Consider the following 19,979-nt stretch of genomic DNA (forward strand, 5'->3'; position numbering starts at 1 on the left):
GTCCTTGGTGTCTCGGCTTTCAGAGGAACCAAAGCAAATTGGCAACAAACGGCAGTCTCTCAAGTCGTGCGCAGCAAAACTGAAGCGCGTGGTCGGTGGCCTAGACCAAAGATAGAACCGATCTGGTAGTTGTTGCATCTATTCAATGACGAAGCAAAACAGCGTTTAGGCGCGAAAGGCGTCGCCATCATGCATGAAGATTACTTGGGCACAGCGACCCTGTAAGACAGAGTCGGTTGGACAGCACCTGACGGCCAGCTAGGAGATCTGTGCAATCACAAATTAAAAGTTGAACATGTTGAAAGCCTTATACGTTACCGCTGCTCTGTTTCTGGTGGCAACTCCCGTACAGTCGCAAACCGTCCCGGTAGATGATAACTTCTTGACCGCCACGCTTCCTTGGGACCGGAGTGGTAAGATCACCTTGTCTGTTGGGGTGCGGGAAACCGGCGAGGGACAACTGGTGCTGCGTGGTGCCTGGGCCTCGCAAGGTGGCCCGAAATTTTCACGCCTGAACCGTCAGGTGCTTGACAAGTCACGCCTTGTTGCCGGCAGCGAAGTGCTGTCGCGCAACTTGAATTTCTTCAATCAGGTCAACAATTCCTACGTCAGCCGTGGGATGATCGGTGCGGAAACAAATTGCGTGAACACCGGCAAAGCGATCAATACCATCGACTTTTCACAGTTCACCTTCGACATTTACGAAGGGCCATATCGCGACCGTTGATAAGGTGCCTGACCTTGCGCCGCCGGTTTGGCGGCCCAAGGCGCGGCGTGCGCAAAACGGGCCTGATGTCTACCGTTTGCACAACTGATCGCGTATCACGGCAGCTATGACCCGCATTGCATGGCTGCCAGAGCCACCCAAACATATTGAAAAGGCCCGCTTTTTTGCGGCCATTGCGCAGGCCGCAGGCGGCGGGCGTGCGCTGTCGCCCTTTGCAGTCTCTTGGTGCGGCTTCCCGGAAACCAACGCCCGTGCAGCAGATTGTCTGGCCCGAGCCAAGCGGCAACCAAAGGGCGCGCTTGGCAGGGTCGTGAAACTGGCGTTTCTCAAAGGGCGCTACAACTATGCCCGGCGATGGTTCCTCAAACACCCCGACCATGCTGCCTTGTGTTGGCAGGGGCTGACCGGTGCGCGCCGCGCGGTGATGCTGGGCGCGCAAGACGCGAGCGTGCCGCGTCTCTTTGCAGAGCTTAGCCCACTGCCCGGTTACCTGACGCTCGACCCCAAGGGTGTGAATGCCGAAGGTTCGGTGCCGCAAGACCCTGCATTTTATGACAACGTTGACCCAGACGCCGCGCTCATCGCGCGGATCAAGTCACAGTTTCAGGCCCGTGCAGCGCGCCGCGCCGATGTGGGGCAGACCTCTGCTGACCTGCCCGATGCTCCCTACATTTTTGTGCCGCTGCAAGTGCCTGATGACAGCCAGATGATCCTCTTTGCCGGTTGGGTGGGTTCGGCCTCGGGTTTTGTCGCGGTGCTTGCTGCGGCGTCCCAGGCGTTGCCCGACGGCTGGCACTTGCGGATCAAGGAACACCCCAGCGCCAAACAGCCGCTGACCGCAGAGATCAACGCCGCTATCGCCGCTGGCGCGCGCATCGCATTGGACAACCAAACCGACAGCTTTGCACAACTGGCAAGCAGCCGTGCGGTGCTGACCGTCAATTCCTCAATGGGGCTGCAAGCGATGTTCTGGGACAAGCCGGTGATCACAACCGGGCAAGCATTTTATGCGCTGCCCGGCCTGACGCACGACGCCAGCAGCGACGATGCCCTGCAAAGCCTGCTGGAACGCGTGGCAGGCCTGCCGTGCGACAAGGGGTTGCGCCAGCGTTTCCTGACATGGCTTGCAACCTGCTACTATATCCCGCAGGACGGGCAGGGGTATGATCAAGCGCGCATCGCCGCCCGCCTGAAGGGGGACATTTGATGCTCTGGCGCAACCGCACCATCAGCAAACTGACACTCACGCCGCCAATTGGGCTTCCTAACCGCGACGGCCTTGGCATTGTGCTGATTGTGCGGAACGAGGCGGCGCATATCGCTGAATGGGCGCAGTTCCATCATGCCGCAGGTGTGCGCCACTTCATCGTTTATGACAACGGCAGCACCGATGGCACCACCGCCGTGCTCAGGGGGGTGCTGCCAGACCATGCGCTGACCATTCTGCCCTGGGATCAAAAGCTCGCCGATGGCCGGGGTGGGGCTGAAATCCACAATCAGGTGCTGGCCTATGCACATGCGCTGCGGAACTTTGGCGCAGGCTTTCGGTGGCTGGCGTTCATCGACACGGACGAATTTATGCTGCCCGTTGTGGCAGATAACCTGCCCACAGCACTTAATGCCTTGTCGAATCATGCGCAGGTCTCTTTGCCGTGGCATATGTTCGGGCGCGGGGGGCATGACACGCCACCGCCCGGCGGCATTCTGCGGAACTATTTGCTGCGGTCCGACCCTTTGCAGGCGAGGCACAGCCAGAATTGGAAATGCATCGTTGATCCCACCCGCGTGACCGGCGTGCGTGTCCACGGCTTTGACATAGACGGGGCAGGGATCGGGGTGAATGACGTAGGTGTTCTTGCGACCCACAAAGACCGCGCCAATCGCGCGTTCTATTCTCGCGCGGCGATCCAGCTGAACCACTACTACACCCGCTCGGATGCAGAGCTTCAGGCCAAGATCAACCGCGGGTCCAACAAGACCGTTGATGCCCAGAAACATATCAAACGCGTGATGCGGATCGTGGATGAGATAGAGCGCGACACGGTCGAAGACCGGCTGGCGCGTGACATCCTCTCACGGCAACAGGGTTAACGGATCTTCAGACTTTTGGCTGCATGACATGTGCATGCTTTGTGCATGCAGTGTGTATGCGGAATCTTAACCGCCCGTATGGCTCATGTGGCGGCTGACTTGGCCGTCTACCGTTTGCCGGGAATAGTCGAAATCATGGCCCTTGGGTTTCAGCGCAATCGCCGCCCGGATCGCATCATTGAGCGGGCCATCGCTTTCAGACGACCGTAAAGGTGCGCGCAGATCGGCATGCCCTTCCTGCCCCAGGCAGGTATAGATCTCGCCGGTGCAGGTGATCCGCACGCGGTTACAGCTTTCGCAAAAGTTATGCGACAAAGGTGTAATAAAACCAATGCGTTGACCGGTTTCGTTCACGCGCACATATCGCGCGGGGCCGCCGGTGCGGTCGGGCAGATCGGTCAATGCGTGCTGCGTCTCAAGCGTGGCGCGCAGGTCTTTCAGCGACCAGTATTGCCCGATCCGGTCCTCATTGCCGATATCGCCCATTGGCATAACCTCAATGAAAGTCAGGTCGAGGCCACGTTCCGCACACCACGTGGTCAGCGTGAAAAGCTCATCCTCGTTAAAGTCTTTTAGCGCCACAGCATTGATTTTCACTTTTAAGCCAACGGCTTGCGCGGCTTCAATGCCACGCAGAACCTGCGGCAACCGTCCCCAACGGGTGATCTGCGCAAATTTCGCCTCGTCCAGCGTATCAAGTGACACATTCACCCGCCGCACCCCCGCCGCATAAAGTGCTGCGGCGTGTTTCTCCAACTGGCTTCCATTGGTGGTCAGCGTCAACTCTTCCAACGCGCCGCTTTCAAGATGGCGCGACATCCCATTGAAAAAGCTCAAGATATCCCGGCGCACCAAAGGCTCACCGCCGGTGATCCGCAGCTTTTTGACGCCCAGTCCGATGAAGGCCGTGCACAGTCGGTCAAGCTCTTCCAGCGTCAGCAGGTCTTTCTTGGGCAGAAAGGTCATATTTTCCGACATGCAGTACACGCAACGAAAATCGCAGCGGTCTGTCACGGACAGGCGCAGATAGGTAATCGGGCGTGCAAATGGGTCGATCAGGGGGGCGGTCATTGCGAAAGACTATGCCCCGGCAAGGCCTTGCGCAAGACATGACACAGCGCTTGTCACCCCGCAGCCCGCAGCATAACGTCCTTGTTATGAAACGCCTTATTTTGATGCCCGCGCTTGCCCTTTCAGCCTGTACTGAATTTCAGGCGGCCTTTGCACCACCGGTGGTAGATGCGCCCGTTGAGCCACCTGCGCCGACCCTTGATCCAACACCGCCACCGCCACCGCCACCCACAGCGCGGACGGTCGCGGAATTCGACACCACAACCGCCGAAGACCGAGAAGCGGCACTTGCCGCCCCCGAACCCGCGGGTGAAACAGCGCTTGGCACAGCCATCGGCGCGCTTGGTAATCCCGCAGATCCGGGGATTTGGGTTGAAACAGCCCTTGTCACAGAACTCAAACCGGGGCGGATCACATGGGAAGGCAATTCGGTGAACGTGGAGTTGCGGCCATCCGGGGGGCAAGCGGGATCGGGTGCTGAAATCTCGCTTGCGGCAATGCGCCTGCTCGAAGCGCCGCTGGTCGGTTTGCACGAGATCATGATCTTCGCGGAATAGACGGGCCCGGTCAGGGCAACTTGCGCGCGGCTTCCTTGCGGGAAAAGGGTTTCATGGCTTCGCCGTATTGATCCAGAAACGCTACGACCCGTGGCGCATCGTGCTTTGATAACTCGCGCAACCACCACGCGACGGCCTTTTGAATGAACCAATCATGGTCCGTCACATAGGTCGCGGCCCAGCCTAAAACGCGATCACGCGCGTCCAATTCGGCGGGTTTTGGATTGTTCTGCTTGGTCCACGGCAGTGTCATGACCAAAGCCGCGCGTTTGGTCCACATATGGTCCGAGGTGGTCCACCCTTCGATCTGGTCCAGCCGCGCCGGGTCCATCACCAGTCGCTTTTGCCCGGCAATGCTGGCGTGGTCAGCCACGGCCCAGGCGTCAAATGACGGAACCCAGGTTTTGATCAGTTCCCAGGCATCGGTGTCGTCAGGGCGGATACGGGCCTGGGTCAACAGCTTTGCGGCAGCGATCCTGCCCTCATGCACATCGCTGTCCCAAAGATCAGCCGACAACGCCAACCGGTCCTGAAGCGTCAGTGCCGCGCGCCACTGCTTAACCTGCGCGTCAATGACCGGGTTTGCGACGCCCAGATAGACGCGCGGCGCCTTATGATAGGCGGCCATTTCGGCGGCTTTGCCGGGGTCGCCCCCCAATTGAGCGAGGGCATCGGATGCCTTCATTCGACCGTCACAGACTTGGCAAGGTTGCGCGGCTGGTCCACATCCGTGCCTTTGGCAACAGCTGTATGATAGGCCAGCAATTGCGCGGGCACCGCATAAACGATGGGGGCCAACAGGTCGGGCACTTCTGGCATGATCAGGGTGCGCCAAACGCCATCACCGGCCTCTTCGGCGCCTTTTCGGTCGGTGATTAACAAGACCTTGCCACCGCGAGCCATAACCTCTTGCATGTTCGAGATCGTCTTGTCGAAAAGCGCATCGCGCGGGGCCATGACAATCACCGGGACATGGGCGTCAACCAAGGCGATCGGGCCATGCTTGAGCTCGCCAGAGGCATAAGCTTCGGCGTGTATATAACTGATTTCTTTCAGCTTTAGCGCGCCTTCGTGCGCAAGTGGATACATCTGCCCACGGCCCAGGAACAGGATGTCGCGCGACTCTGCCAGATCTTGTGCAATGTCATGCACAGCACCTTCGATGGTCAGTGCTGCGTTCATCAGACCGGGCAAGCCATTCATCGCTGCCAGCAGGTCAGAGACGTCATCAAGATGCCCGCGATCTTGCGCGGCTTTCAGGACCAGCATCGCAAGCGTCGCAAGTTGGCAGGTGAAAGCCTTGGTCGAGGCCACGCCAATTTCTGCGCCGGCAAGGATCGGCAAGGCCAGATCGCTTTCGCGCGCGATCGAGCTTTCGGCGACATTGACGACCGAAACGATCTTGTCGGCCTTGCCATCCATGTAGCGCAGCGCGGCCAGGGTATCGGCGGTCTCTCCTGATTGGCTGACGAAAAGTGCGACGGTGCCTTTGGTGACAGGGGGTTCGCGGTAGCGGAACTCTGACGCGACGTCGATTTCAACCGGCAGTCGGGCGATTTGTTCGAACCAGTATTTCGCAACCATGCAAGCATAATAGGCCGTGCCGCAGGCCACCATTGTCAGCCGGTCAACTTGCGCGAAATCAAGGCCGGGGGCGGGCAGGGTGATCTGCGCGCCATCGGCATAATGCGCCAGCGCGCCCTGCAGTACGGTGGGTTGCTCGGCGATTTCCTTGGCCATGAAGTGCTTGAATCCGGCCTTGTCCACACGGGCGGTGTCGATCTGGATCACACGCATATCACGGTTCGCCAGCGCACCATTGGCGTCGCGGATTTCAACCGAATTCCGGGTGATGATGGCCCAGTCGCCCTCGTCCAGATAGGTGATTTTGTCTGTCATCGGCGCCAGCGCAATCGCGTCAGAGCCGACGAACATCTCTCCGTTCCCATGCCCAATGGCAAGCGGAGAGCCTTTGCGCGCCGCGATCAGCAAATCATCCTCGCCATCAAACAGGAAACACAGCGCATATGCCCCGTCGAGCCGGGCAATGGTCTGTTCGGCGGCGTCACGGGGGCTGTTGCCTTGGTCAAGGTAGTATTGCGCCAAGAGGGCCACAGTTTCAGTGTCGGTCTCTGTTGAAAAGCCGATGCCTTGCGCCGCCAGAAACTCGCGCAGCTCGCGGAAATTTTCGATGATGCCATTGTGCACCACGGCCACCCCAGTGGCGGCATGGGGATGAGCGTTTGAGACTGTGGGCGCGCCGTGTGTGGCCCAGCGGGTATGGCCAATGCCGGATTTGCCCGCCAACGGGTCATGCACCAGCGCATCCGAAAGGTTGACCAGCTTGCCCACCGCGCGCCGCCGGTCGAGCCGTTTGTTGTGGATCGTGGCGATGCCAGCGCTGTCGTAGCCGCGATACTCAAGCCGCTTGAGCGCCTCGACAAGGATGGGGGCTGCTTCATGATCGCCCAGAACACCAACAATGCCACACATTTCAGGCCCCTTTTGCCTTGTCAGCTTTGATTTTTTTCAACTTTGCAAACATCCGCCGCGCGAACCCCGGCTTGTTGTCTTGCCGCGCGCGGGCGACCGCCAGATCACCGGCTGGCACGTCGCGTGTGATGACCGATCCACTGGCGGTCATCGCGTCATCCCCAAGCGTCACCGGGGCGACCAGCATGGTGTTTGAGCCGACAAAGACGTTTTCACCAATGGTGGTTTGATGCTTGAAAACACCGTCGTAATTGCAGGTGATCACCCCCGCACCCACATTGCTGCGTGCGCCAATAGTGGCGTTGCCCACATAGGACAGGTGGTTGACCTTGGCCCCTTCGGCGATCTGGGCGCTTTTGATTTCGACAAAGTTGCCAATCCTCACGTCCTCGGCCAGCTCTGCACCCGGACGCAGGCGGGCGTAGGGGCCAACAATCGCACCGCGGCTGACATGGCACCCTTCAAGATGGGAAAAGGCGCGGATCGTGGCGCCGGTTTCGACCGTCACACCGGGGGCCATGACCACATTGGGCTCTATCACCGCGTCGCGCCCGATCACCGTGTCGTGCGACACAAAAAGCGTGTCAGGGGCCTGAAGCGTCACGCCTTGCGCAATAAGATCGGTGCGGGCGCGGGCTTGAAACTGCGCCTCTGCCGCGGCCAGCTCGGCGCGCGAATTGATACCAAGGGTTTCAGCCTCTTCACAGGCCACGGCGGTGGCAGTCAGGCCGCGCTCACGGGCAATGGCCACGATGTCGGTCAGGTAATACTCACCAGCGGCGTTGTCGTTGCCAACGGCATTCACCAAATCAAAAAGCGTGGCGGCATCGGCGCAAACCACACCTGAATTGCACATTGTGATTGCGCGGGTGACTTCATCGGCGTCTTTGAACTCGACAATCCGGGTCAATGTGGTGCCATCCATGACCAACCGGCCATAGCGGCCGGGGTCTGCTGCCTCGAACCCCAGAACAACCACGTCATGGGTGATCCGTGCGGCGGCCATCGCGGCCAGCGTGTCTGGTGAAATAAAGGGTGTGTCGCCATAAAGGACAAAGGCATCGCCCGCAAAATCCTGCAGGGCAGGTGCCGCCTGTGCGACGGCATGAGCGGTGCCAAGCTGTTCATCTTGCACGACAATCTGCGCCTCAGGGTCCCATTCGGTTGCAACCTCACGGACCTGCTCTGCGCCATGACCCGCTACAACCACGTTGCGCTCTGGCGCGAGTGCCGCGCCGGATTTCATCGCATGGATCAATAGCGGGGCACCGGCCAAAGGGTGCAGCACTTTGGGCAGGTCGGATTGCATCCGCGTGCCTTTGCCTGCCGCCAAAATGATGAAAGCTGTCGCCATGAACCTGTCTCGCCCGTTTTTGGGTCTTGTATCCGCTTTGAAGGATATCACAAGACTTGGGGCTTCACATCCAATTACGCATCGTTACAACCCCACACAGGCAACGGGGGCAGGATGCGCGGCGTTATTTTTGATCTTGATGGGACGTTGGCGGACACCAGCGGTGATCTTATCGCAGCGGCGAATGCTTGCTTTCGCCAGCTTGGGCTTGGGGATGTGCTTGATCCGGTCCGAGATGCGGGAACTGCGCTGAAAGGTGGACGTGCGATGCTGCGGCTTGGCTTTGCGCGCACCGGCAGTCACGGCGAAGACGAGGTGGATCGCCAGTATCGGCCGCTTTTGCAGCACTATGAGGGTGCGATTGACACCCACACCGTCCTTTATCCCGGCGCGATGGATGCGGTGCGTGATTTGCGCGGCGCGGGCTATAAAGTCGCCATTTGCACAAACAAGCCCGAGGGTTTGGCGCGGCAGCTTTTGACATCGCTGGGAGTTTTGGAAGACTTTGGGGCCGTGCTGGGGGCTGACAGCTTGCCTGTGCGCAAACCAGACCCGGAACATTTGGATGAAACCGCACGTCGCGCTGGCGCTGATCCGCGCCGTGTTGTGCTGGTGGGTGACACCGACACCGACCGCAATACCGCACGAAACGCTGGGGTGCCGAGTATCCTTGTCACGTTTGGCCCCGGTGGCGGCGATATGGCCGCCCTTGAACCCGAAGGGCTGATCAGCAGCTATGCAGAGTTGCCGGCAGAGGTGTCGCGGTTGATCGGCTGACAGATCAAGGCTGCGAGATCGGCAAAAGGCCTGCCGTTCAGTGTGTTGATCGCCTCTAGAATGTTTGCCGACCAGGCAGCGCCAAGGCGCGGCCTTGTCAGGGCGGCGAATTTGGCGCGTAGCTCGGACGCCTCTGGCGGATCGGTCGCATCCCACCGCGGTTCGTGCCAGTCACTCGTCAGGGTCTGCCCGTCTGCGAGCGTCAGGGTTACCTGAGCCACCCGCTGATGTGGAAAAACCGCATTGGCGTGATCATCCTCTGAAAACGTCATCAAGCCTGACAAGCGGTTCACATCGGCATCATTCAACGCATCATCGGCAATGTCCGCAGGGGTGACGTCGCCGCGCACGATTGCCACTGCCGTGGGGAAGGTGGTGGAATATTGCGCCTCTTCGGTGGTTGCGGGATGCGCGGTGGCGAGGCGTGTTGCGGCATGGAAGGTTGTGACGTGCAGGCCAGTGATGGCGCTGTGGTGAAGGCTGTGATCCCGCATCAACGACAATGCCGCCTCAATCGGGGGCTGGGCCCACCGGCAGACCGGGTAGTTTTTGTAATACTGCTGATTTAGCTGCCAAACATGCCCAAGATCCGCCCAATGATCCGGCGCATCCTCGACCGTGATCGCAGGCGCGCCGGTAAAGCCCATGGCGGCAAGTTCTGCTGCCGCAACGCCCGCCATCGCACCCCAAGAGGATCCGTCTTTCAGCATCGTGGGGTGGTCGATGCAGCGCATCATCTGGCTGCGCGGCCCGTGGTATTCCGCGATCCCCAGTGCGTGCCGGGTCTGTGTCGCATCCAAACCCATCAGGCGCGCACAGGCCGCAGCCGCGGTCACCGCACCCCAAGACCCAGAGGTGTGGTAGTCAGGTGCAGTGGCGTGCTGCGCAACCGAGGCGCGCGCGCCGAATTCGTAGCCCATTGCAAGGGCCGCCAGAAAATCGAGCCCGCTGGCGTCAAGGCGATGTGCCACTGGCAGGATCGCGGCAAACAACGGGCAGCCGATGTGGCCCTTGGCGGGGTTAAAGCCATCGTGAAAATCGAGCGCGTCAATGGTCATGCCAGCAGACAATGCAACACCAGAGGAAGACGCCGTGCCATTTGCAAATAACATCGGCTGTGTGCCGCCGAATTGTTGGCATGCGAGCTGCGCCATATTCCCGGCTGCACGGGTTTCGGCACCACCAGCGGCCACACCAATAAGGTCCATTAACGCGAGCGGAAGTTGCGCGGCGACTTGTGCAGGCAGGTCGTGCAGCTGAAAGTCATGGATGAAATCGCGCGGTTGCATGATCCTAGCTTGGCATCTGCAATTTGCCCGGCGCGTCTGAATGCGACATGCATGTCGCCCGAGCCCGATTGACGTAAGCGCTTACACCAAGGCATTGTCGCACCATGACAGAACGATTCACCGGCAGTTTTACCCAGCAAGAACCCATCCCGGAGGAGGCGATCCAAGCCGCGATCTCTGTGATGCAGGGTGGTCGTTTACATCGGTACAACACAGTTCCGGGCGAGGTGGCGGAAACAGTGTTGCTCGAACAGGAGTTTGCCGCCTCTGTCGGGGCGGCCTATTGCCTTGCTGTGGCGTCAGGCGGCTATGCCATTGGCACTGCATTGCGCGCCTGCGGTGTACAGCCGGGCGACAAGGTGCTCACCAATGCCTTTACATTGGCACCCGTCCCCGGCGCGATTGCCGGTGTCGGCGGCGTGCCGGTTTATGTCGGCGTGACAAAGGCCTTGGTCATTGATCTTGATGATCTGGCCGGCAAACTGGAGCAGGCGAAAGTCCTGCTGCTCAGCCATATGCGCGGCCATCTGTGCGATATGGACGCGCTGATGGCGTTGTGTGACGCGGCGGGCGTCATCGTGATCGAAGATTGCGCGCATACGATGGGGGCCACCTGGAACGGCAAGCCATCGGGGACCTTTGGGCGTTTTGGTTGTTTTTCCACACAGACCTACAAGCATATCAACTCGGGCGAGGGCGGGCTGCTGGTGTCAGATGACGCGGATGGCATGGCGCGGGCAACGATGCTGTCGGGTAGCTATATGCTGTATGGCACGCATGCCGCCGGGCCGCCGCCAGAAGCCTTTGCCACCGCACGCTATGAAACCCCAAATATCTCTGGCCGGATGGACAATCTGCGCGCGGCGATCCTGCGGCCCCAGTTGCGCAATCTTGGCACGCAAGCCGCGCGGTGGAATGCGCGCTACCGCGTGGTCGAGGCGGGTTTACGTGATGTGCCGGGCCTGACTTTGGTGCCACGCTCCGCGAAAGAAGGCTTTGTCGCCTCGTCCTTTCAGTTCCTGCTGCTGGAGTGGTCGGACGATGCGATCGCCGAAGTGCAGGCGCGCTGTGCTGCACGCGGGGTAGAGCTGAAGTGGTTTGGCGGGGCGGAACCTGTGGGCTTTACCAGCCGCTATGACAGTTGGCGTTATGCGCCTTCTGACCGAATGCCAGCCAGCGACAGAATACTGTCAGGGATCGTTGATATGCGTTTGCCGCTGACCTTTAGTGAAGACGATTGCGCCTTGATCGCGCGGATTATCAGGTCAGAAGTCAGCGCGGTGTATCAGGCGATGCAGCCGCAGCCAGCCTAAGGTAAAGCGGCACCAGATCGAGATCCTCTGTATCCGGTGTCAAATGGCCGCTACAGGACCACGCCAGTGACAGCGCCCCGCGCGCCGCCGCCCATTGCAGAATCCGTCGCTGCGGGGTCTGCGTTGCTATTGCCCAGTCTTCTGCCAGCCGCATTGCGCGGGTCTCATCCCGGATGACGTCATCGGCACCAAGTGGGTTGCGAAAGGTATTGGACGCCTCAAACGCGGCTTCGCCCATGACACCTTTTGCATCAAACGCGCGGTAGCCGTTTGGCCCCCGTTTCACGTTGTCGTGGTGATAATCGCCGTGCAACGGCCGCGTAACTTGTTCTGTAGCCAACAACGTCCGCGCCAGTTGCTGGCAGTTCCTGATGTCTGCAACCAAGGACGCGGGACAGGACGGGTCAAACGTCATCGCGAAAAGCGCCTCGAACCAGTCGCGCACGCTGCGCAAAGGCCGGTTGACCGATGTGATCGCCGCATGCATGGCCTGCGACGTCTGGACAAGATCGTGATCAGCCGTCGCCACATTGCCCGCGCGCACCCGGTCGCCCAGCGTCGGACCATCCAACCATTCCAGCAATGCAACCCCGTCACCGTAGGCAAAAACCTGTGCGGCCCCGCTGCCATCAGCGGTGCGCATGACGTCAAAACCGGGTGCCTCATCACGCGGATCGCGCGCTTCATAAACCTTGAGTGCGGCGTCGCGGCCATCAGGCAGCCTGACGTGCCAGATATCCGCGATTCCTGTCTTGGCGACATGGCGCAGTGGCGTCAGGTGGTAAAGGCGCGCGACATCCGCAGGAATCTCCATGCCGGTTTTGATACGCGGTATTCCGGCCCGTGCAAATCCGGTAAGAGAAATGACTCGACAGGGGCAAGGCATCTCCTTAAAATGAACAAGCGTTCAATTAAGTGGAGCCGCCATATGTTCCTGTCCTCGATGACTTTCGACCTTGGCGAAGAGGTGAACGCCCTGCGAGATATGGTCCACAATTGGGCGCAGTCCCGTGTCAAACCGATGGCAGCCCAGATTGACGCGGGCAATGTCTTTCCCCCTGAACTTTGGCCGGAAATGGGCGAATTGGGCCTGTTGGGCGTGACCGTGGACGAGGCTTACGGCGGGGCAGGCATGTCCTATCTGGCTCACACGGTCGCCGTCGAAGAAATCGCGCGCGCAAGCGCCTCTGTCAGCTTGTCTTACGGCGCACATTCCAACCTGTGCGTGAATCAGATCAAGCTAAATGGGACGGAAGCGCAAAAGCAGACCTATCTGCCGCGACTGGTGTCGGGCGAACACATCGGCGCATTGGCGATGTCAGAGGCAGGAGCCGGTTCTGACGTTGTGTCGATGTCGCTGAAGGCCGAAAAGCGCAACGATCACTATAGGTTAAATGGCAACAAATACTGGATCACAAATGGACCGGACGCTGACACCTTGGTGGTCTATGCCAAGACCGATCCGGGTGCGGGGTCGCGCGGGATCACGGCCTTTCTGATCGAAAAGGAAATGACCGGTTTCAGCACCAGCCCTCATTTCGACAAGCTGGGAATGCGCGGGTCGAACACGGCAGAGCTGGTGTTTGAAGACGTCGAAGTGCCGTTCGACAACGTGCTGGGCGAAGAAGGGCGCGGGGTCGCTGTGCTGATGTCAGGGCTTGATTACGAACGCGTTGTGCTTGCGGGGATCGGCCTTGGCATCATGGCGGCCTGCCTGGACGAAGTGATGCCCTATCTGGCGAGCCGAAAACAGTTCGGCCAACCCATTGGGAGCTTTCAGCTCATGCAGGGCAAGATCGCGGATATGTATACCGCGATGAACTCTGCCCGGGCTTACGTTTACGAGGTCGCCAAGGCCTGTGACCGCGGCACCGTTACCCGTCAGGACGCCGCCGCTTGCTGCCTTTATGCCAGCGAGGAAGCGATGAAACAGGCGCATCAGGCGGTGCAGGCGATGGGGGGTGCCGGATTCCTGAACGACGCCCCCGTCGCCCGCCTGTTCCGCGACGCCAAGCTGATGGAAATTGGGGCCGGCACCTCTGAAATCCGCCGCATGCTGGTGGGTCGCGAGATGATGGGGGCGATGGGATGAGGTGGCTGCATCTGCCGTTCGCCGGACTGATTTGTCTGGCCGCTGTTCTGGGCTGGCGCACAGGGCAACCGGTGACTGAGACAGAGATCATTGACCGTTATGCCGCAAAATATGTTGCGACTTTCGGGGCTGGGGCGCGATTGACAGATTGTGTCGCGACCGCAGGGCACGGCGATGTTCGGCTTGTGGTGCGGTGCCAGCATTCCGACGGGCGGCAGGCGGTCTATCCGGCAGGCGCGAAGGGGCAGTTGCTTGATATGGCAGGAGGGCCAGAGGCATGAGTAAAGCCGCACATCTGGAAGCTCTTGAAATCGTTCGGAAAGCTGCAGACGCGGCAGCCGCTGGCGGCGGAGAAAAATCGCGCGCGCGACATGTCAGTCGGGGCAAGATGTTGCCCCGGGACAGGGTGGCGAGCTTGCTGGATCCGGGCAGCGCCTTTCTGGAAATCGGGGCGACGGCGGCGCATGAGATGTATGATGGGGCGGCCCCTTGCGCGGGCGTGATTGCGGGCGTCGGCCGGGTGGCCGGGCAGCAGGTCATGGTTGTGTGCAATGATGCCACCGTCAAAGGCGGCACCTATTATCCGATGACCGTCAAGAAGCACCTCCGCGCGCAAGAGATCGCAGAAAAGTGTTGTTTGCCATGTGTTTATCTGGTCGATTCTGGCGGCGCAAACTTGCCAAATCAGGACGAGGTTTTCCCCGACCGCGACCACTTTGGCCGGATTTTCTATAACCAAGCGCAGATGTCCGCCAAGGGCATTCCGCAGATTGCGGTGGTCATGGGCTCTTGCACGGCAGGCGGGGCCTATGTGCCCGCGATGGCCGATGTCTCGATCATCGTGAAGGATCAGGGCACAATCTTTCTGGCCGGGCCACCGCTGGTCAAAGCCGCCACCGGCGAAGTGGTCAGCGCAGAGGATTTGGGCGGTGGAGACGTTCACACGCGATTGTCTGGCGTGGCCGATTATCTGGCCGAAGATGACGCTCACGCCTTGGCGCTGGCGCGGCAGGCGGTCGCCAGTTGCAGCATAAAGTCGCCTGAAAACAACAGACTGCCGTCCGAACCTCCTGTCATGGACATCGACACATTGTTCGACGTGATTCCGGCTGATTTGCGCACACCATATGACATCCGCGAGGTGATCAAGCGCATCGTGGACGGGTCCAGGTTTGATGAATTCAAGGCGCGGTTCGGGGAAACGCTGGTCACCGGGTTTGCCCGGATCGACGGTTGGCCCTGCGGAATTGTCGCCAACAACGGGGTCCTGTTTTCAGAGGCCGCGCAGAAGGGCGCGCATTTTGTTGAACTCTGCTCACAACGAAAAATCCCGCTGGTCTTTCTGCAGAACATCACCGGCTTCATGGTCGGACAGAAGTACGAAAATGAAGGTATCGCGCGGCACGGAGCCAAGATGGTCACGGCCGTCGCAACAACGCAGGTCCCAAAGATCACGATGGTCGTTGGTGGATCCTACGGTGCGGGAAATTATGGCATGGCTGGCAGGGCTTACAGCCCGGAGTTCATGTGGTCATGGCCGACCTCACGCACCGCTGTGATGGGCGGAGAACAGGCCGCAGGCGTTTTGGCAACGGTCAAACGCGACGCAATGGAGCGCGCAGGCAAAGACTGGTCAGAGGCCGATGAAGCAGCCTTCAAACAGCCCACAATTGATATGTTCGCGGAACAATCGCATCCGCTTTATGCCAGCGCGCGGCTTTGGGATGACGGCGTGATTGACCCGCGCAAATCGCGCGAAGTGCTGGCGTTGTCGCTTGCGGCGGCGATGAACCGCGAAATTGAGGACACCCGTTTCGGCGTGTTCCGGATGTGATCGGGGGATGCACATGACATGCACAAACCATACACATTGCGGGCATCCTCAAACCCTAAGCCACGTTAACCGTGCTGTGGTCAAGGATTGCGCGGATGTTTAACCGTATCTTGATCGCCAACAGGGGCGAGATTGCTTGCCGCGTGATCCGCTCTGCGCGGAAATTGGGTGTCGAGACGGTGGCCATCTATTCGGATGCCGATGCAACTGCGCAGCATGTGGTTCAAGCGGATTATGCGGTCCGCATCGGGCCTGCGCCAGTGGCTGACAGTTATCTGCGCGGTGATTTGATCATCGCAGCGGCGTTGGACACCGGGGCAGAGGCGATCCATCCCGGTTATGGTTTTCTGTCCGAGAATCCCGACTTTGTAGAGGCCGTAGAGGCGGCCGGGCTGGTGTTCATTGGCCCATCTGCCAGCGCGATCCGGGCGATGGGGCTCAAGGACGCCGCCAAAGATGTGATGGCGCAGGCTGGCGTGCCGGTGGTGCCGGGGTATCAGGGCGACGATCAGTCACCAGCGGGCTTGGCCGCTGCGGCCGCCGATATCGGCTATCCGGTGCTCATCAAGGCTGTGGCGGGCGGCGGCGGTAAGGGCATGCGTCTGGTCAACGCGGCCCCAGATTTTGAGGAAAATCTGACCAGCGCCCAGACCGAAGCGCGCACGGCCTTTGGCAATGACCGGGTCCTGATTGAGAAGTTTGTCCAAAGTCCGCGTCATATTGAGGTGCAGGTCTTTGGCGACGGCACCGACGCAGTGCATTTGTTCGAGCGTGATTGCTCGCTCCAGCGGCGTCATCAGAAAGTGATTGAAGAGGCGCCCGCACCGGGCATGACTGACGCGGTGCGCGCAGCGATGGGGGCGGCGGCGGTCAAGGCAGCGAAGGCGATTGGTTATGCCGGGGCAGGGACGGTTGAGTTCATTGTGGACGGGTCAGACGGGCTGCGCACGGATGGGTTCTGGTTCATGGAAATGAACACGCGGCTTCAGGTTGAACACCCGGTCACGGAAGCCATCACCGGTGTGGATCTTGTGGCCTGGCAATTGCAGGTGGCCGCTGGTGGCGGATTGCCCGCGCGCCAGGAAGATCTGGCAATCAACGGTCATGCGTTCGAGGCGCGGCTTTATGCCGAGGATGTGCCCGCGGGTTTCCTGCCTGCGACCGGGCGGATTGCGCATCTGGCGTTTCCGGCATCGTCGCGGATCGATAGCGGTGTGGTGGCAGGGGATGAGATTTCGCCGTGGTACGACCCGATGATTGCCAAGGTTACAACCCATGGCGCGGATCGCGCTGCGGCTTTGCGCCAGCTACAACGGGCCTTGGCAGATACGGAAGTGGCCGGGTTGGTCACCAACATCGGCTATCTGCAGCGGTTGGCAGCACATCCGGGCTTTGGCCGCGGTGAGGTGGACACCGGCTTGATCGCCCGCCACCCGGAAATGGCAGCGGCACCTGATGCAGGCGGCTGGCGGGCATGTTTTGCGGCCATTGTCGCAGCGGGCTGTGATCAGCCGGGGGCGCATGCGGGTTTTACCCTGTGGCAGCCCATGGCACGGAGTGTGACGTTGCGGGTTGGTGATCTGGAACTGAACCCGGTTTTGCAGGTCTCAGGCGATGGGATCAGGGTCACGCTGGACGGTGAAGCGCATGATTTCACGCGGCGCGGCGCAGACTGGTTTGTTGGCACGCGCCGTTGCCCGCCCGCGCAAGCCCATGGGGCACAGGTTACTGTCTTTGGGGCAGATCCGCTCACCTACGACATTCCCGATCCATTGGCGCGCGGTGGCGGGTCAGCAGGGGGAGATGCGGTGCTGGCCCCGATGCCGGGGCTGGTGCAGGCGGTAGCAGTCGCGCCCGGTGATGTGGTGACAGAAGGGCAGCGGCTGGTGGTTCTCGAAGCAATGAAGATGGAACACGTGCTGCGCAGTCCGCGCGACGGAACTGTGGCAGAGGTCAACGCTATAACGGGCGGGCAGGTTGCGGCGGGCGCTCCGCTGGTGACTTTGGAGGTGACGTCATGATCCGGTTGCATCATTGCCCCGGCACCCGATCCATGCGGGTGCTGTGGTTGCTTTATGAATTGGCGGTGGACTTTGATCTTGAGGTCTATCCATTCGACAAAACGCTGCGGTCAGAGGCCTATCTGAAGCTGAACCCCGCCGGCCGGGTGCCAGCGCTGGAACTGGACGGTCACATCATCCGCGAAAGTGGGGCAATCCTACAGGTCTTGTGCGAACGGTTTGACCCGCGCGGGCTGGGGCGGCCTTTGGGGCACAAGGACCACGTGGCCTGGCTGGATTGGATTCACTTCGCCGAGACGATCAGCGCCCATTGCGCGAACCTGACCCAGCAGCATCTGATGCTGCGCGAGGATTACATGCGCTCACCCATCATCATGAAGTTGGAGGCCGCACGTCTGGGCAAGACATTGGAGGCGACCGAGGCGCGGCTGGCGGGCGATTATCTTTTGGGATCGGGGTTTTCGGCGGCGGATGTGGCGGTGGGGCAGGCGGTTTTTATGGCCAAACACTTCGTGCATCTGGACGCGACGCCCAGGCTCGCGGCATGGTACGCGCGGCTAGCCGAACGCGAGGCGTTTCAGGCGGCATTGCCGGACGGCGACATGCTATATGATCGGGACTTTTATGCACCGTGGCCGGTAGAATGACGCCGGGTTTGGGGGCGCTGCCCCCGTCGCCAAGGCGACTCCCCCGGGATTATTTTGGCCAGAAGAAGCGGGGAACGCTGTGGACTTTGTGACGTTGCACGAGGTGGGCCCACGGGATGGGTTGCAGAACGAGGCGCGTGTGATCCCGGTGGCCGAAAAGGTCGCTTTGATCGAGGCGTTGGCCGGGGCCGGGTTGCCAAGGATCGAGGTGGGGTCCTTTGTCAGCCCGAAGTGGGTGCCGCAGATGGCTGGGACAGATGCGGTGATGGCCGCGCTGTCGCCGGGGCCGGTCTATGAGGTGCTGGTGCCCAACATGCGCGGCTGGCAGGGGTTTCAAGCGGCAAAGCGGCATGGAGAATATGCAATTGCGGTGTTTGTGGCAGCCACCGAAGGGTTCAGCCGGGCCAATCTGAATTGTTCAGTCGCAGAGAGTTTGGAGCGGGCCGCACCAGTGATTGCGGCGGCACAAGAGGAGGGGGTTGCGGTGCGGGGCTATGTCTCTTGCGTGACCGATTGCCCATATGAAGGGCAGGTGCCGCCGGGGCAGGTGGCCCAAGTTTTGCACGGCTTGCGTGCGCTAGGCGTAGGCGAGGTGTCATTGGGGGATACCATTGGCAAGGGCACGCCAGAGCGGGTCGGGCAGATGCTGGATGCGGCGTTGGGCGAGGTGCCAGCGGCAGAGCTGGCCGGGCATTTCCATGACACCGGCGGGCAGGCACTGCAGAATATCGTGGTGTCACTTGAGAAGGGCTTGCGCAGTTTTGATGCAGCTGCCGGGGGCTTGGGCGGTTGCCCCTATGCGCCGGGCGCGCCGGGCAATGTTGCGACCGAGGCCGTGGTGGCGATGCTGCATGACGCAGGCTTTGAAACTGGCGTAGATGCTGGGAAGCTGGGTGACGCGGCCGGGATGGCGCGCGCGATGCGAGGATGCGATGATGCTGGTCAGGGTTGAGACAGATGCGCGCGGGGTGGCGACATTGACGCTGGCGCGCGCCGACAAACACAATGCGCTGTCGGCAGATTTGATTGCTGACCTGCATGCCGCCGCGCTGGCGCTGGGCGATGATCCGCAGGTGCGGGTGGTCGTTCTGGCGGCCGATGGGCCAACCTTTTGTGCTGGCGGCGATTTGGGGTGGATGCGGGGCCAGATGGCAGCAGATGCCGCGACGCGGCGCGCCGGAGCAGAGGCGATTGCGGCCATGCTGGGCGCGCTCAACAGCCTGCCCAAGCCCGTGATTGGCCGCGTTCAGGGCAATGCCTTTGGTGGCGGCGTCGGGCTTGCCTGCGTGTGCGATGTGGCGCTGACGGTAGATGGCGCGATGTTTGGTCTGACCGAAACCCGGTTGGGGCTGATCCCGGCGACGATCGGGCCATATGTCATTGCACGCATGGGCGAGGCGCGGGCGCGGCAGGTCTTCATGTCTTCGCGGCGGTTTGGTGCGGCAGAGGCGCAATCGCTTGGCATCGTGGCGCGTGTTGTGGCGGCGGACGACCTTGATCCAGCGGTCGAGGCTGAGGTCGCGCCCTATCTGGAGTGCGCACCGGGTGCTGTGGCTGCTGCCAAGGCTTTGGCGCAAAGACTGGGGGCGGGCATCGACGCGGATGCGGTGGCCCATTCGATCAATGCGCTGATCGCGCAATGGGAGGGTGACGAAGCGCCCGAAGGCATTGCGGCCTTTTTTGAAAAGCGCAAAGCCCGCTGGATGATCTGAA

The 19,979-nt window shown here is 60.7% G+C and carries 19 protein-coding genes; 13 read left to right on the forward strand and 6 right to left on the reverse strand.

Annotation, left to right across the window (positions count from 1 at the left end):
* Positions 1–295: 295 nt before the first annotated feature.
* From AB3Y40_RS05280 to AB3Y40_RS05290, 3 genes are all read left to right on the forward strand, one after another.
* Entirely contained in the window at positions 296–727 is a 432-nt protein-coding gene (locus tag AB3Y40_RS05280) for a hypothetical protein (protein WP_369437748.1), read from the forward strand.
* Positions 728–833: 106 nt separating this feature from the next.
* Complete coding sequence (locus AB3Y40_RS05285) at positions 834–1,934, forward strand: capsular polysaccharide export protein, LipB/KpsS family (protein ID WP_369437749.1); 1,101 nt, start codon at positions 834–836, stop codon at positions 1,932–1,934.
* Positions 1,934–2,818 (forward strand): glycosyltransferase family 92 protein, encoded by an 885-nt coding sequence (locus AB3Y40_RS05290; RefSeq protein ID WP_369437750.1) that lies wholly within the window; start codon positions 1,934–1,936, stop codon positions 2,816–2,818. The genes AB3Y40_RS05285 and AB3Y40_RS05290 overlap by 1 nt, the downstream gene beginning before the upstream one ends.
* A 66-nt stretch (positions 2,819–2,884) precedes the next feature.
* Here AB3Y40_RS05290 and moaA read toward each other — a convergent pair whose 3' ends face one another.
* A complete protein-coding gene (moaA, locus tag AB3Y40_RS05295) occupies positions 2,885–3,889 on the reverse strand; it encodes a GTP 3',8-cyclase MoaA (RefSeq protein WP_369437751.1) in 1,005 nt (334 codons plus the stop codon).
* Positions 3,890–3,975: 86 nt separating this feature from the next.
* Here moaA and AB3Y40_RS05300 point away from each other — a divergent pair, with 86 nt between their 5' ends.
* Entirely contained in the window at positions 3,976–4,446 is a 471-nt protein-coding gene (locus AB3Y40_RS05300; RefSeq protein WP_369437752.1) for a D-galactarate dehydratase, read from the forward strand.
* A gap of 10 nt (positions 4,447–4,456) precedes the next feature.
* Here AB3Y40_RS05300 and AB3Y40_RS05305 read toward each other — a convergent pair whose 3' ends face one another.
* Genes AB3Y40_RS05305 through glmU form a run of 3 tightly spaced genes read right to left on the reverse strand, consistent with a single transcriptional unit; the run spans position 4,457 to position 8,293 of the window.
* Entirely contained in the window at positions 4,457–5,131 is a 675-nt protein-coding gene (locus AB3Y40_RS05305; RefSeq protein WP_369437753.1) for a DNA alkylation repair protein, read from the reverse strand.
* On the reverse strand, positions 5,128–6,939 hold the full coding sequence (gene glmS, locus AB3Y40_RS05310; protein ID WP_369437754.1) for a glutamine--fructose-6-phosphate transaminase (isomerizing): 1,812 nt from the start codon (positions 6,937–6,939) through the stop codon (positions 5,128–5,130). The genes AB3Y40_RS05305 and glmS overlap by 4 nt, the downstream gene beginning before the upstream one ends.
* Position 6,940: 1 nt before the next feature.
* On the reverse strand, positions 6,941–8,293 hold the full coding sequence (gene glmU, locus AB3Y40_RS05315) for a bifunctional UDP-N-acetylglucosamine diphosphorylase/glucosamine-1-phosphate N-acetyltransferase GlmU (RefSeq protein ID WP_369437755.1): 1,353 nt from the start codon (positions 8,291–8,293) through the stop codon (positions 6,941–6,943).
* 114 nt (positions 8,294–8,407) lie between these two features.
* On the opposite strand from glmU, the gene AB3Y40_RS05320 reads away from it, so the two are divergent.
* On the forward strand, positions 8,408–9,070 hold the full coding sequence (locus AB3Y40_RS05320) for an HAD-IIIA family hydrolase (RefSeq protein ID WP_369437756.1): 663 nt from the start codon (positions 8,408–8,410) through the stop codon (positions 9,068–9,070).
* On the opposite strand, the gene AB3Y40_RS05325 is transcribed toward AB3Y40_RS05320, so the two are convergent.
* Entirely contained in the window at positions 9,028–10,359 is a 1,332-nt protein-coding gene (locus AB3Y40_RS05325) for an MmgE/PrpD family protein (protein WP_369437757.1), read from the reverse strand. The genes AB3Y40_RS05320 and AB3Y40_RS05325 overlap by 43 nt on opposite strands.
* Positions 10,360–10,463: 104 nt before the next feature.
* Between AB3Y40_RS05325 and AB3Y40_RS05330 the strand changes: the two genes are divergently transcribed.
* The gene (locus tag AB3Y40_RS05330) at positions 10,464–11,672 is read left to right on the forward strand and encodes a DegT/DnrJ/EryC1/StrS family aminotransferase (protein ID WP_369437758.1); all 1,209 of its coding nucleotides are present in this window, start codon (positions 10,464–10,466) and stop codon (positions 11,670–11,672) included.
* On the opposite strand, the gene AB3Y40_RS05335 is transcribed toward AB3Y40_RS05330, so the two are convergent.
* Entirely contained in the window at positions 11,632–12,486 is an 855-nt protein-coding gene (locus AB3Y40_RS05335) for an aminoglycoside phosphotransferase family protein (RefSeq protein WP_369437759.1), read from the reverse strand. The genes AB3Y40_RS05330 and AB3Y40_RS05335 overlap by 41 nt on opposite strands.
* A 114-nt stretch (positions 12,487–12,600) precedes the next feature.
* Here AB3Y40_RS05335 and AB3Y40_RS05340 point away from each other — a divergent pair, with 114 nt between their 5' ends.
* From AB3Y40_RS05340 to AB3Y40_RS05370, 7 genes are all read left to right on the forward strand, one after another.
* Entirely contained in the window at positions 12,601–13,764 is a 1,164-nt protein-coding gene (locus tag AB3Y40_RS05340) for an isovaleryl-CoA dehydrogenase (RefSeq protein WP_369439609.1), read from the forward strand.
* On the forward strand, positions 13,761–14,045 hold the full coding sequence (locus AB3Y40_RS05345) for a hypothetical protein (RefSeq protein WP_369437760.1): 285 nt from the start codon (positions 13,761–13,763) through the stop codon (positions 14,043–14,045). Before AB3Y40_RS05340 ends, AB3Y40_RS05345 begins: the two co-directional genes overlap by 4 nt.
* The gene (locus AB3Y40_RS05350; RefSeq protein ID WP_369437761.1) at positions 14,042–15,598 is read left to right on the forward strand and encodes a carboxyl transferase domain-containing protein; all 1,557 of its coding nucleotides are present in this window, start codon (positions 14,042–14,044) and stop codon (positions 15,596–15,598) included. The genes AB3Y40_RS05345 and AB3Y40_RS05350 overlap by 4 nt, the downstream gene beginning before the upstream one ends.
* A gap of 95 nt (positions 15,599–15,693) precedes the next feature.
* Entirely contained in the window at positions 15,694–17,619 is a 1,926-nt protein-coding gene (locus AB3Y40_RS05355) for an ATP-binding protein (RefSeq protein ID WP_369437762.1), read from the forward strand.
* Complete coding sequence (locus tag AB3Y40_RS05360) at positions 17,616–18,266, forward strand: glutathione S-transferase family protein (RefSeq protein WP_369437763.1); 651 nt, start codon at positions 17,616–17,618, stop codon at positions 18,264–18,266. The genes AB3Y40_RS05355 and AB3Y40_RS05360 overlap by 4 nt, the downstream gene beginning before the upstream one ends.
* Positions 18,267–18,345: 79 nt before the next feature.
* Positions 18,346–19,218, forward strand: a complete 873-nt coding sequence (locus tag AB3Y40_RS05365; RefSeq protein ID WP_369437764.1) for a hydroxymethylglutaryl-CoA lyase — start codon at positions 18,346–18,348, stop codon at positions 19,216–19,218.
* Positions 19,199–19,978: a crotonase/enoyl-CoA hydratase family protein gene (locus tag AB3Y40_RS05370; protein ID WP_369439610.1), complete on the forward strand. Its 780-nt coding sequence runs from the start codon at positions 19,199–19,201 to the stop codon at positions 19,976–19,978. The genes AB3Y40_RS05365 and AB3Y40_RS05370 overlap by 20 nt, the downstream gene beginning before the upstream one ends.
* Position 19,979 lies beyond the last annotated feature (1 nt).

The organism is Yoonia sp. R2331 (assembly GCF_041103235.1).
Taxonomy (GTDB): Bacteria; Pseudomonadota; Alphaproteobacteria; order Rhodobacterales; family Rhodobacteraceae; genus CANMYO01.

Coding starts and splice junctions, on each gene's coding strand:
- AB3Y40_RS05370 (WP_369439610.1), top strand. CDS start 19,199: ATGATGCTGGTCAGGGTTGAGACAGATGCGCGCGGGGTGGCGACATTG.
- AB3Y40_RS05320 (WP_369437756.1), top strand. CDS start 8,408: ATGCGCGGCGTTATTTTTGATCTTGATGGGACGTTGGCGGACACCAGC.
- AB3Y40_RS05325 (WP_369437757.1), bottom strand. CDS start 10,359: ATGCAACCGCGCGATTTCATCCATGACTTTCAGCTGCACGACCTGCCT.
- AB3Y40_RS05300 (WP_369437752.1), top strand. CDS start 3,976: ATGAAACGCCTTATTTTGATGCCCGCGCTTGCCCTTTCAGCCTGTACT.
- AB3Y40_RS05335 (WP_369437759.1), bottom strand. CDS start 12,486: ATGGAGATTCCTGCGGATGTCGCGCGCCTTTACCACCTGACGCCACTG.
- AB3Y40_RS05305 (WP_369437753.1), bottom strand. CDS start 5,131: ATGAAGGCATCCGATGCCCTCGCTCAATTGGGGGGCGACCCCGGCAAA.
- AB3Y40_RS05355 (WP_369437762.1), top strand. CDS start 15,694: ATGTTTAACCGTATCTTGATCGCCAACAGGGGCGAGATTGCTTGCCGC.
- AB3Y40_RS05280 (WP_369437748.1), top strand. CDS start 296: ATGTTGAAAGCCTTATACGTTACCGCTGCTCTGTTTCTGGTGGCAACT.
- glmU (WP_369437755.1), bottom strand. CDS start 8,293: ATGGCGACAGCTTTCATCATTTTGGCGGCAGGCAAAGGCACGCGGATG.
- AB3Y40_RS05330 (WP_369437758.1), top strand. CDS start 10,464: ATGACAGAACGATTCACCGGCAGTTTTACCCAGCAAGAACCCATCCCG.
- AB3Y40_RS05340 (WP_369439609.1), top strand. CDS start 12,601: ATGTTCCTGTCCTCGATGACTTTCGACCTTGGCGAAGAGGTGAACGCC.
- AB3Y40_RS05350 (WP_369437761.1), top strand. CDS start 14,042: ATGAGTAAAGCCGCACATCTGGAAGCTCTTGAAATCGTTCGGAAAGCT.
- AB3Y40_RS05345 (WP_369437760.1), top strand. CDS start 13,761: ATGAGGTGGCTGCATCTGCCGTTCGCCGGACTGATTTGTCTGGCCGCT.
- AB3Y40_RS05290 (WP_369437750.1), top strand. CDS start 1,934: ATGCTCTGGCGCAACCGCACCATCAGCAAACTGACACTCACGCCGCCA.
- moaA (WP_369437751.1), bottom strand. CDS start 3,889: ATGACCGCCCCCCTGATCGACCCATTTGCACGCCCGATTACCTATCTG.
- AB3Y40_RS05360 (WP_369437763.1), top strand. CDS start 17,616: ATGATCCGGTTGCATCATTGCCCCGGCACCCGATCCATGCGGGTGCTG.
- AB3Y40_RS05285 (WP_369437749.1), top strand. CDS start 834: ATGACCCGCATTGCATGGCTGCCAGAGCCACCCAAACATATTGAAAAG.
- glmS (WP_369437754.1), bottom strand. CDS start 6,939: ATGTGTGGCATTGTTGGTGTTCTGGGCGATCATGAAGCAGCCCCCATC.